Annotated in this window: 10 protein-coding genes and 1 pseudogene; 8 read left to right on the top strand and 3 right to left on the bottom strand. The window is 41.8% G+C overall.

From position 1 onward, the window contains the following. The first annotated feature begins 153 nt into the window (after positions 1-153). The 4 genes and pseudogenes from ACED25_RS14945 (at position 154) to ACED25_RS14930 (ending at position 6,249) form a co-directional block, all read left to right on the top strand. Positions 154-1,596 (top strand): glycoside hydrolase family 32 protein, encoded by a 1,443-nt coding sequence (locus tag ACED25_RS14945; protein ID WP_371695563.1) that lies wholly within the window; start codon positions 154-156, stop codon positions 1,594-1,596. Positions 1,597-1,612: 16 nt separating this feature from the next. Further along, a complete protein-coding gene (locus tag ACED25_RS14940; RefSeq protein WP_371695561.1) occupies positions 1,613-2,983 on the top strand; it encodes a PTS transporter subunit EIIC in 1,371 nt (456 codons plus the stop codon). Between the two features lie 89 nt (positions 2,984-3,072). Continuing rightward, a complete protein-coding gene (locus ACED25_RS14935; RefSeq protein WP_371695586.1) occupies positions 3,073-3,993 on the top strand; it encodes an aminoimidazole riboside kinase in 921 nt (306 codons plus the stop codon). A 315-nt stretch (positions 3,994-4,308) separates the two neighbouring features. Continuing rightward, positions 4,309-6,249: pseudogene (locus tag ACED25_RS14930) on the top strand (methyl-accepting chemotaxis protein). A gap of 127 nt (positions 6,250-6,376) precedes the next feature. Here ACED25_RS14930 and ACED25_RS14925 read toward each other — a convergent pair. After that, positions 6,377-7,282, bottom strand: a complete 906-nt coding sequence (locus ACED25_RS14925) for a hydrogen peroxide-inducible genes activator (RefSeq protein ID WP_009848276.1) — start codon at positions 7,280-7,282, stop codon at positions 6,377-6,379. A 209-nt stretch (positions 7,283-7,491) separates the two neighbouring features. On the opposite strand from ACED25_RS14925, the gene ACED25_RS14920 reads away from it, so the two are divergent. The 3 genes from ACED25_RS14920 (at position 7,492) to ACED25_RS14910 (ending at position 10,190) form a co-directional block, all read left to right on the top strand. Beyond that, entirely contained in the window at positions 7,492-8,100 is a 609-nt protein-coding gene (locus ACED25_RS14920; protein WP_009848275.1) for a peroxiredoxin C, read from the top strand. Positions 8,101-8,417: 317 nt separating this feature from the next. Next, positions 8,418-9,161, top strand: a complete 744-nt coding sequence (locus ACED25_RS14915) for a copper homeostasis protein CutC (protein ID WP_371695559.1) — start codon at positions 8,418-8,420, stop codon at positions 9,159-9,161. A gap of 99 nt (positions 9,162-9,260) precedes the next feature. Then, complete coding sequence (locus ACED25_RS14910) at positions 9,261-10,190, top strand: LysR family transcriptional regulator (protein ID WP_012603303.1); 930 nt, start codon at positions 9,261-9,263, stop codon at positions 10,188-10,190. Between the two features lie 27 nt (positions 10,191-10,217). Here ACED25_RS14910 and ACED25_RS14905 read toward each other — a convergent pair whose 3' ends face one another. Continuing rightward, complete coding sequence (locus ACED25_RS14905; protein ID WP_041472743.1) at positions 10,218-10,913, bottom strand: hypothetical protein; 696 nt, start codon at positions 10,911-10,913, stop codon at positions 10,218-10,220. A gap of 383 nt (positions 10,914-11,296) precedes the next feature. On the opposite strand from ACED25_RS14905, the gene ACED25_RS14900 reads away from it, so the two are divergent. Beyond that, a complete protein-coding gene (locus tag ACED25_RS14900; protein WP_371695557.1) occupies positions 11,297-11,788 on the top strand; it encodes a hypothetical protein in 492 nt (163 codons plus the stop codon). Positions 11,789-11,797: 9 nt separating this feature from the next. Here ACED25_RS14900 and phoU read toward each other — a convergent pair whose 3' ends face one another. Next, positions 11,798-12,496 (bottom strand): phosphate signaling complex protein PhoU, encoded by a 699-nt coding sequence (gene phoU / locus ACED25_RS14895; RefSeq protein ID WP_009848270.1) that lies wholly within the window; start codon positions 12,494-12,496, stop codon positions 11,798-11,800. Positions 12,497-12,554 lie beyond the last annotated feature (58 nt).

The raw sequence follows: 12,554 nt of genomic DNA, 5'->3' as shown, positions 1-12,554 counted from the left end.
AAAAACATGTAACAAGACTTGATGTTACATCACAAACGACTACAGATTTAGCCAATATTCACTCAGAACTGCAGGAGAATTCGTCCTCACTATTTTATCAAATCGTCACCCTACCTATGATTTAAACCAAGCAACATGATTAGGTAAGCCATCGTGCAAGAACAAAAATACAAAACAATCAATTTAGCAACGGCTAGTGAAATAACTAAGTTTACTGAAATAGAAAATTCATCAGAAATGAGACCTTTATTTCATATTACGCCTCCCCATGGTTTATTAAATGATCCAAATGGTTTTTGTTTTTTCAATAATCAATACCATTTATTTTACCAATGGTTTCCATTCGATACCTATCATGGAATGAAGCATTGGATGCATTTAACTTCTAATGACCTATTAAATTGGAAGAGGCATGGTTCTAAAATAACACCAAAAGAAAATTACGAATCTCACGGAGCGTATTCCGGCAGTGCTTTTGTAGAAAATAATAACGCTTATTTATTTTATACAGGAAACATTAAAAAAGGCTCCTCTCGAGATGCAAACCAATGTTTAGCATTACTCGATAACACTAATGCCGTCACCAAGTATAGCCCGAATCCAGTGATTAAGTCGGTTCCCAAGGGGTATACCGGGCATGTACGAGATCCAAAAATCGTTAAACACAATGAGCACTATTACATGTTGCTTGGTGCGCAGCGAGAAACCGATCTATCAGGGGCAATCATCATATATCAATCGGATGATTTGCTCCGTTGGGAATTCAAAGGAGAATTAGATCTTCAGTTCTCAGGGGAATTCTTAACCGGTTACATGTTCGAATGTCCTGATCTATTAAACGTTGACGGCCATGACGTTTTAATTTTTTCACCGCAAGGTAGCAAGGCAAACGGAAGTCGATTCCATAACCGATTCAACGTTATCTATTGTTTAGGCAGCATCAACTTCGAAAAACTGACCTTTGAAGTTGAACACTGGGATGAATTGGACCGTGGGTTTGATTTTTATGCCCCACAAACTATGGCGAACACCCCAGATGAGCAAACTCTTATTGCATGGGCAGGGACCGATGAAGAACTACCAAGTCGCCAATTTGGCTGGGTTAACTGTTTAACATTGCCGAGAACACTATCAATTCTTAATCGTCGCTTATACCAACAACCGAAGATTTTGCAATCTGACTCTTTTAATAAGCGTCCATTGGAAATAAATAAAACCAATATACCCATTAAGTTAGAGCAACTTTCATTTTCACTCGATGTAAATGAGTTCAATGGAAATATAAAAATATCCATCGAAAATAAAAATAAGAAATTGTTATTCTCTATTAAAGACAGAGATATTCACTTAGATCGAAGCCAATATAACCACCATCCAGAAGATTGGGAATTTGGAAGCGTCAGACATCACAGAACAAATTATGACATAACGGATGTCAAATTTATATGTGACCAAAGCATCATTGAGATATACCTCAACAATGGACGAGATGTATTTACTTGTTTGTTTTTCCCTGAAAATGAAGAACACAGATTAAATATATTACAAAAAGAAGATACCGATATGGATATCAAACTTAACTACCTTACAATATAATAAAATGGTGAACAAAATGAATTATGACGCTACCGTAAACGAGATACTCGAGAGTATCGGGGGCATAGAGAACATCCGCAACGCAGAACACTGCGCCACACGCTTGCGCCTCATCCTAAAAGACAACGAAAAAGTTGATTCTGAAAAAGCAAAAGAAATTAAACAGATCAGCGGCTACTTTTATCAATCAGGTCAACACCAATTTATTATTGGCACTGGTACAGTCTCTCACGTTTATGACTCATTAAAGCACGCATTAGGCGGAGAGCTTGATAACTCAGATTTTAAACAAGATGCCTTCGCAGATATGACCATAAGTCAAAAAGTGGTTCGCACTCTCGCCGATATTTTGATCCCACTGATCCCAGCACTAGTGACCACCGGCTTACTGATGGGTTTACGTGGCATGATGCTGCATTCTGGCATGAGTTTCTCACCCGAAACGCTTGCCCTATTTAGCATGCTAACCGACACTGCCTTTGCCTTCTTACCCGTTTTAATCGCTTATTCTGCGGCAAAGAAATTCGGTGGCAATGCTATTATTGCCATCGTTGTTGGTTTGATGATGGTCGCCCCACAATTACCTAATGCTTGGGTGGTAGCCTCTGGCGGTGCCGAGCCGATGATGGTCAACTTATTGGGAATCAACTTCCCATTAGTGGGCTACCAAGGCACTGTACTTCCAGCAATATTCGCAGGTTGGTTTGTCTCTTACTTGGAGCGTAATCTACGCCGCTTCATTCCAGCAAGTATGGACCTAGTCTTCACTCCATTTTTAACCATTACGATTGCCGTATTTGTCATCTTGTTTGGCTTTGGTCCGATTCTACAAAGCATTGAACACGGCTGTACTTCTCTAGTACGTATGGCGCTCGACCTACCTCTTGGTATTGGTTACATCCTTTATGGTGCCGTTCAGCAAATGATCGTGATCACCGGTCTACACCATGCTCTTGGTGTCATTGAGATTGGCTTATTAAATGAAACTGGTGTTAACCCACTGCAACCTCTTGGTACAGCTTCAATGGCAGGTCAATTTGGCGCTGCGATAGCCGTCGCGACTCTACTCAAAGATAAACTGAAAAAAGGTAATGCCTACAGTGCTTCGATCTCCACATTATTTGGTATTACAGAGCCACTTCTGTTCGGTGTGAACTTACAATATGGAAAAGTCTTTGTCTTTGGAATGGTAGGCGGTGCTGTAGGTGGGCTTGTTACTTACTTACTCAACATCAGTGCAACCGGTATGGGCATTACCTTTATTCCAGGTATTCTTCTTTATTCGCAATCACTTTCGGCAGTCATTGGTTACCTAACCGTTATAGCTAGTGCATTTGCCACAGCATTTATGCTGACTCGCATCTATAACCCAGTTAAAAACGCTTAATCAACTTTGGGTGATTTGCTTCCCCCTAGGCAAGTCACCCATTTCCCACCTACTTATGCTCAGGTGGGCTTCTATATGAGGAAATAATGATGAATAAGGTATGGTTAACTGGCGATGCTGTGGTGGATTTGATTCCTGAGAGCGACTCTACCTACTTAAAATGTCCAGGCGGCGCCCCCGCAAACGTTGCGGTTGGTATTGCTCGTTTATCAGGTCAAGCTAGTTTTTTTGGCCGAGTTGGTAATGATCCATTTGGTCGTTTTATGTCAGAGGTTCTCCAAGAGCAAGGGGTTGATACGTCCCAACTCAAACTCGATGAAAAACACGGAACATCAACCGTGCTGGTCGATCTTGATCAAGATGGCGAGCGAACTTTTACCTTCATGGTAAAACCCAGTGCAGATCAGTTCATTACAGAAGATGATATCCCCACCTTTAATCAAGGTGAGTGGCTACACTGCTGTTCAATCGCATTAGCAAATGAGCCAAGCAGAAGTACAACGCTGAAAGCGCTTGAAGCAATCAAATCAAAAGGAGGATTTGTTAGCTTTGACCCCAACCTAAGAGAAGAGGTTTGGCGAACCCCTGAAGAAGTTCGTCCTATTGTTATGCAAGCCATCGCCTTAGCTGATGTGGTTAAGTTTTCAGAAGAAGAACTGCTTTTTCTTACAGAAAGCAACACATTAGAATCAGGACTAACAGCACTAGACCGATTGAAAATTCCAGTCACTTTGGTCACCTTAGGTGCTACGGGTTCGATGATGATAGTAGATGGACAACGAGAGCACATTGCGAGTCAAAAAGTTCAAGCTATTGATACTACTGGTGCGGGAGATGCCTTTGTCGCAGGTCTACTCGCCTACCTCTCACAATACGAGGAATGGCATCAACCTGAAATCATTCGACAAGCAGTAATGTGGGGCAATGGCTGCGGGGCATTAGCAACAACACAGAAAGGCGCAATGACCGCTTTACCAGAGAAAAGAAAGCTACTCACATCCCTAAACTAGCTTTAACCCAACAATACAAATAGCCTAATAATCAAGCTATTAGGCTATACCAAACCGAACTTTCCTACTCCATGACTTTGTAATACAAATTAAAGATGCGTTAATAATACGGAAGAGGCCTAAGCAATAACTCTCAGCTGATGTGAAACCAGACGAGCAACAAGCAAAACCCAATAATATCAACAACCTATTTACCCATCATTCTTAGGCATAAAAATATAGTGGATACATACTATTTATTGATATATTTATCGTTAGAATCATGTAAGAATTTGTTAAGAATAAAAACAAGCTGCCTTACTAGGAATGATATTTATGAGTTTAAAGAAATTGCTGTCCTTAGGTTTTGGCGTGATTCTCGCGCTAATTTTGGTTATTTCAGTCGTTGCTTCATTACGCTTTTATCAATCGAGTGATGGGTTTAACACCTACCGCTCTCTTGCAATAACAAGTGTCTCAACAGGTCGAATCCAAGCCAATATTCTGGAAGCTCGTTTATCTGCACTTAAATATATTAAGAACCCTATTCCGTCACATGCTTCTGAACTGAATAGACGTATCACCGCATCAAATCAATTGATAGATGAAATATTAGACTCTCATCTTGACGATCTACACAAAAATGAATTCCTAACGATAAAGAAGCAGCTTGATCAATATAGCCAAGGCTTTAACAAGGTTGTTCAGCTTGTCAATACTCGAAACAACCTAGTTCAAGAAGCCTTAGACCCATCAGGGGTCAATATGCGTGAGGCAGTGACTAACCTAATGACCTAGGCTTCAGCTGAAGAAGATTTAGAAGTTGCTGTCAGTTCAGGACAGCTTCAGCAGCATGTATTGCTATCAAGATTGTACGCTTCTAAATTTCTGACGAGCAATAAAACAGAAGATGCTCAGCGTGCTGAAAAAGAGTTTGCCTCTGCCGCACTACTTGCAGAAACAATCGAATCTCAACTCATGTCGATGGAACAAATCAACTACTTAAACGATTTCACTAGTGCCTTCAAAACTTACCGCAATACATTTTCAAAGATCGTTGACACTATAAACACACGAAATGGCATCATTTCAGGGACTCTTGATCTTGCTGGTGTTAATGCGGCAAAAACAATTGAAGAGATAAAGCTATCAACAAAGTCAGAGCAAGACTCTGTCGGGCCTAATATGGTCGAGCGATTCTCTAACGCGCAATTTGTGCTTGGCGTTCTTTCAATTCTCGTTGTCGCTGCTTCTCTTAGCATTGCCGTTTCGATTTACCGCAGTGTATGGAAAGTCGTTGGAGGAGAGCCAAGTGACATCCAAGCAATTGTTGCCGAAGTCGCCGCTGGTGATCTTTCAAAGCAGATTCCAATTACGGGTAAAGAAACCGGTATATACGCAAACATTTTGGAGATGCGCCAAGAACTACGTCGAATCATCGATGGTTTCCACCAAATTTCAGATAATGTTTCAGCAGCCTCCGTTGAGCTAACCACGGTGATGAGCCAAACAGAAGGAAATGCTCAACAAGAACTGAGTCAAATGGAGCAAATCGCAACTGCTATCAATGAACTTTCTAGTACCGCGAGTGAGGTTAGTCAGAACGCAGCTAGCGCAGAGAGCGCAGCAACTGGGGCAACGACAAATGTCAAAGATGGCAGTGTTTCACTCGATGCATCAGATGATATATCACGAAAAGTTGAAGACTCGATCGAAGAAACATCAAACATCGTTAATCAATTGCAAGAGTACTCGGTAGAGATCGGTAGTGTGATTGAAGTGATCAATTCAATTTCTGAGCAAACTAACTTACTTGCGTTAAATGCAGCCATTGAAGCCGCTCGAGCGGGAGAGCAAGGCCGAGGCTTTGCGGTAGTTGCAGATGAAGTTCGTTCTCTTGCCGCTAAAACACAACAATCAACGGTCGATATTCAAGAAATAATATCTCGCCTTCAGGCTCAAGCGAAAGATGCGAACCAATTTATGCAATCCAACCTTTCGTTAGCAGAAGAATCTAGACAGTATAGCGAACAGCTTCGTGCTGCATTCGCCTCTATCACTGACTCTGTACAACTAATATCTGATATGAACACACAAGTAGCCACAGCGTCTGAAGAACAATCTGGCGTAACACAAGATATTTCACAAAATGTTTCTCTGACCTTTGATATTGTTCATCAAAATGTTTCAGGAATTGAGCAGAGCAAACAGGCAAGTGAAGAACTCTCTTCATTAGCTGTTAAGCAAAAAGACTTGCTGAGTTTTTTCAAAATCTAACGTTATAGTAAAATAGATAAATAAGCTTCTAACGCCACTATTTGTGGCGTTTTTCTTCTCAAATGAACAAACAAAAAGAGCAGCCAAATCGCTGCTCTTTTTCTTTTGAATTTTATTTTCTAGTTTTTTAAAGCAATTCTGAGACTACATCAGCTAACTGATGAAAGGTTTCAAGACGTGACGAACTTGGTCGCCATACAAGGCCTATGTCTCGGTATGCTTGTTGGCCTGGCGGGTCGATCACCACTAAATTCTGATTTTGCAACAAACCATGATCGATCGCCATTTGTGGGATAAAGGTGGTTCCTAAACCATTTGCCACCATTTGTACCAACGTATGTAGGCTTGTGGCGGTGAACGGGTTTATCTTCTCTTTGTCGGTTAGCTTACAAGCTGATACCGCGTGCTCGGTTAAACAGTGCTCGTTCTCCAACAAGAATACAGATTCGTCTGGCAGGTCATCATATTTAATCGGAACACGAATACCATCGGCTTGATTGCGGCTGATTACCATTCTGAAAGGGTCTTGCCCAACAACTTTGCTCTCCATGTTATCGATATCGACAGGCAAAGCCAGAATCAGTACATCCAACTCACCATGACGCAACGCAGCCAATAGGTTAGTTGTCGTGTCTTCCCGTAACAACAAGTTCAACTGTGGAAAACGTTGGTTCGCTTCTTGTACCAAATCGCACAATAGGAATGGAGCAATAGTAGGAATACACCCTACTCGCAACTGCCCTTGCATCGCGTCTCCATTACATAGATTTCCGAGCTCAACCAAGTCTTGCCCTTTCGCCAGTAACTCTCGACCATGCTTAACCACCAGCTCACCCGCTTGAGTGAAAACCAATGGGCTCTTTTTATCTTTCTTCTCATAGAGAGGACAACCAATGAGTTCTTCCAGGTTTTGAATGCCTTTACTTAGTGTCGATTGACTCACGAAGCAGCGATCCGCAGCGTCGCTAAAGTGGCGAGTTTCGTGAAGAGTAACAAGATAGTGAAGTTGCTTAAGACTTGGCCATTTATTCATGAAATTACTTTGTAATATGAGTAGGATAACTTAAGTGAAGGTCATTTGACCTAAGGAACGGACAAAGAATAAGCTTATCGCTTTTTTCGATTAACTTAATCTATTTAATTCGCTTTTTTCTATAGTACCGATTGTACTATAGTTTGTCCCGTAGAAACGGAGCCCAAACAAAGATGTGTTGGGCCAACTAATTTTTTAGGAGATTCCAAATGGTACTAGTAGGTCGTCAAGCCCCTGACTTTACTGCAGCAGCTGTTCTAGGTAACGGTGAGATCGTTGATAACTTCAACTTCGCAGAATTCACTAAAGGTAAGAAAGCGGTAGTTTTCTTCTACCCACTAGACTTCACTTTCGTTTGTCCTTCAGAGCTAATCGCTTTCGACAACCGTCTAGAAGATTTCCAAGCTAAAGGCGTTGAAGTAATCGGTGTTTCTATCGATTCTCAATTCTCTCACAACGCATGGCGTAACACTGCTATCGCTGACGGCGGTATCGGTCAAGTTAAATACCCTCTAATTGCTGACGTTAAGCACGAAATCTGCAAAGCATACGATGTTGAGCACCCAGAAGCAGGCGTTGCTTTCCGTGGTTCTTTCCTAATCGACGCAGACGGCCTTGTACGTCACCAAGTAGTTAACGATCTTCCACTAGGTCGTAACATCGACGAAATGCTACGCATGGTAGACGCACTAAACTTCCACGAGAAGAACGGTGAAGTATGTCCTGCACAATGGGAAGAAGGTAAATCAGGTATGGACGCATCTCCACAAGGTGTTGCTGCATTCCTATCTGAGCACGCTGACGACCTAAGCAAGTAATTACCTCTTAAGCCCGAACTCAACGCGGGTTAATGGTTGGAAGACTCTCTATAAAGAGAAATAAAGCATAAGCTAATAGCGCAAAGCGCACCGCCAATCAGTTAAGAAGTAAAGTCCTATTAAAAGCCCGAAGTTAACGCTTCGGGCTTTTTTCATCTCTCTCCGACGACAATTCTCTACCTAAACCGTCTCTGCAACATTTAATAGAGGCAGTTACAAGAACAAACTTTACCCCTATTTTCCTCTGCTACCACCTATTCATATCCGTATCTAGGTTGTTATGATTTCGTCCGTATCTTTTTGAACGGATAAATACGATGAACACCGAAATTGAAGTCTGTATCGATAACTTAGAATCTCTATATAACGCACTATCTGGTGGCGCGAATCGAATTGAGCTTTGCTCTTCATTAGCACTTGGCGGGTTAACTCCAAGCTTCGGAATGATGAAGCAAGCGGCAAAAATTTCGTCCGTACCAGTTTATGCCATGATACGACCGAGACAAGGTGACTTCATATTCGATTATGACGATATACTCTGTATGCTGGAAGATATTGAAGCTTGTGCGAGAGCAGGGTTGAATGGCGTCGTTCTGGGTGTACTAACACCTGATGGTGAGATTGATATGTCTGCAATGCAAATTCTCTCAAGCAAGGCTCACCAACTCAAACTAGCAATCACCTTCCACCGTGCAATCGACCAACTTCAGGATTATAAAGTACCGTTAGAGCAGATTATTGAGCTTGGATGTGAAAGAATCCTGACGTCAGGACTTGCTATTAATGCAGAGCAAGGCATCAATGTGATCGCAGATATGGTCAAACAAGCCGATGGCAGAATCGATATCATGGCCGGTGCTGGCGTCAACGCAACGAATGCCAAAATGATTCAAAGCACCACCCAAGTACCTGCACTTCACCTTTCAGGTAAATCGACAAGACCGAGTCTAATGGAAAGCAATTCAAGCGCTCAAATGGGCAGTAATGATGTTGATGATTATCAGATACCAGTAACTGATGCGAATAAGATATCCAATGTGAGAGCTGCCCTCACCGCTTAGGGTAATCGTCACTAACACAAATCCAGAGAACCACGCTGACGAATCTAGCGGACTGGCGTATATTAGAGTGAATAGCACAGAAAATTTTCATGGATAGATATGGCTAAAGACCTATTCAGCTCTCTTGATTTAAACCTGTTACGAACATTTCTGATTGTTTATCAAGAAAAAAACACCAGAAAGGCTGCGGAACGTTTATTCGTTTCTCAGCCAGCGGTTAGCCAAGCCCTACAAAAGCTAAGACACCACTTCAACGATGATCTTTTCGTAAAGGTTCATGGAGGCTTACAACCTACGGCATTTTCAGAGCAGCTCACCAATCAAATCAAGCCGTTCATGGACGGTCTATCTATCGCGGTTAATACATCAAACACTTTTGATCCGAAAGAGATCGATTACACGTTGAAAATAGCCCTATCTCCAGTGGTGCTTTCTTGTCTGTCTGGCTCACTTTTTAAAGATATAAAAGCGCAAGCACCAAACGCTAAACTAAAGCTTGTTCCATGGTCAAACTCGTCTGTCTCAGATATACAAAAAGATGAGGTTTTGATGGGAGTAAGCTATTTAGGGGAAAAGACAAGTAAAGAAGTCTATACAAGGCAGCTCATTGAATTAACAGGACGTATATTTGTTAGGAAAGATCACCCTTTAAAGCAAGACACCGTGACTCCAAATGACATGGCAGGGTACGAAATCGCATCTTTAGTAACACCAGGTTGGAATGACAATTTTAGCTTAGCGTCTCAGATTCTAACCGACCTTTCCATCGAGCATCGTATCGGTTTTCGCAGCGAATTGGTCATGGCTATAATCGATGTCATTCAACATACTGATATGTACATGCCCCATTCCAACCTTTTCCCAGTAGAAAACTATCCGACATTACGCGGGATAGATGTCTCAGTGGACGGAAAAACGCTGAAAACTCCGGTCTATAGTTATATACACATTAAAAATCGAAACTCACCTTTAACAAATTGGCTTTCAAAACTCATAGAGCAAGTTTTATCAGAACAAGTACAAAAGTAAGTTCGATTAAAAGTTATATATTGTATTTTACTCTTCCGGACGCCAGCTCAGTGCGCTAGCAATAGTACCGATAACTAATGTGTCTTTTTCAGCGTCATTAAGTTCAGGTAACATCTGTAGCGTTATCATTCCATTTGTCTGTGCAGCCGCTACTTCTTGCGAAGCGTGTTTAAAGCTATACCCTAGTGGTTTTTCTACCGACATTAAAAGGTCTTTACTTGAATGGACAGTTTCTACGTCATATTTATTCGCCCCAACTCGGATGTAGCCAGCTTCTTTCTTTTCTAAGCTAACACTGATCATCCCAGATTGAGGCTCTAAAACGAACTCTCCTATATTCTCATTGCTTTGAGATACAGAACAGCGGTAAGGTTTATTGCCACCAAAATCAACACCCATGTAGTTAACTGAAGTGCCACCGCCAGAACAGACTAAGTTCCACACTTGGCCATTATCGACTCTAGTGATTTCAGCAGCCAGCTCACCCTCTTTGAATGAAACAGTCTCAAACCATGTTGAACCTGATGAATCTCGGCTATATTTACCTTGGTACATACCTGCAATATCAAACGTCCCTTCTTGTCCTAACCCCCAAAAATCACCATCAGTTTTAACCATGAGTTCTGGCTGCTGATTAACCGCATCTGATTTGTCCATGATGGCAACGCTGCCGCACGCAGTTAACGCGAAAAGAGGAGTCACAACGAAAAGAAACTTCTTCATACTGATATCTACCTAAAAATAAATGTAAGGGAAAAATTCAGTAGAAGAATAAATTAAAGATAAGTAAGAATATAGCGAGCATCAATGAGCTATATCGATACTATCGTTATTTTTCTCATGTGCCTTAAACAAATACATTACAGAACATCAGCTTATGTTTAGACACTTCTATCAAGCTCGTTTTGTAAGGCTACGTAAGACCCAAAGATCACGTGTAATGATCACCCCTGCTGATAAGCAAGCATTATCACAGAGATAACCAATGCGAATTAGCCTGCTCTTTCAAAGCCCATATAATGATCACCGTTAGCCAGTGATTTCACTGGGTTCACGCATGGATCGACCTAATGCTAAGGAGAGCGCAAAATTACCTCGGTGGTACCATGAAATATAAAACACTGCTTTTAGCTTCAGCTTTATTCTCAACCTCTGCACTTTCAAATGGTCTTCACTTATCTCCTGAACTAAAGATTGGTTCTTATCATGGCTTTGGAATACAAGCAGGCATTACTGATGTGGCGAATCTAGGTGCGGTTTACCTGAGCTATTCTCACCTATGGTATGACAGCGATCGATACGATGAGACTGTCGATGCATACCGCGTTGGTATTCAAAATATGTTTGGAAGCAACCAGAACCACGGCTTTCAGGCGGAGATTGGTGTAGCGAGTTATGACGGAACAAAGACGCGCAACGGCGAAATTGAAGAGAAGACAGCACATGGATTAAGTCTTGGTGGAGCCTACGTTTACCAAGCAACACCAATACTTGGGCTACGTGCTGGTGTTGATATGAATATTTTTGATCACAATAAGACCTTTGTGCCTTACGACACAACAATCAACCTTAACCTTGGTGCAATTATTCGGTTCTAAAGTTAATACCTACTTCAGTGCGTCATCTAGGCTTTGATCACCAAGGTGGCGTACATCTTTACCCTTCACAAAGTAAATAATGTATTCACAGATATTTTGGCAACGATCTCCCACTCGCTCAATCGCACGAGCTGACCACATCACTTGCAGGATATTGGGGATGTTCTTAGGATCCTCCATCATGTACGTCATCAACTGACGAATCACAGCTTCATATTCCGCATCCAGCTTATCATCAAGTTTATGTACTTCTGCCGCCGCATCTACATCCATACGAGCAAACGCATCTAATACTTGATGCAGCATAGTAATTGCCTGACGACACAATGGCTCTAACGAGACGTGAAACTTTTGCTCTTTCGTTGAAGGGATCTCAATCGCACCCTGTGCGATTTTAGAAGCCACATCGCCAATACGCTCTAGATCAGTAATGGTTTTGATGATCGCCATAATCAAACGCAGATCTTTGGCAGTCGGCTGACGCTTCGCAATAATACGAGTACACGCCTCATCAATCGACACTTCCATCGCATTCACTTTATGGTCGTCACGAATTACTTTTTTGGCCAATTCAACATCGTCTTTATGGAGCGCCTGCATTGCAAACGAGAGTTGCTGCTCCACTAACCCGCCCATGGTCAATACATGAGTACGGATCGATTCTAACTCGACATTGAATTGCCCTGAAATGTGGCGACCGAAATGCATACTTGCTCCTTGAAAGAAATGAAGAAAGCCATTTTTGTAGAGTGACTTAGCTCTAGAT

The organism is Vibrio sp. 1F263 (assembly GCF_041439035.1).
Classification (GTDB): Bacteria; Pseudomonadota; Gammaproteobacteria; order Enterobacterales; family Vibrionaceae; genus Vibrio; species Vibrio tasmaniensis_A.
The sequence above is the reverse complement of the archived record's forward strand: the minus strand, read 5'-3'. Positions and strand labels throughout refer to the sequence as shown.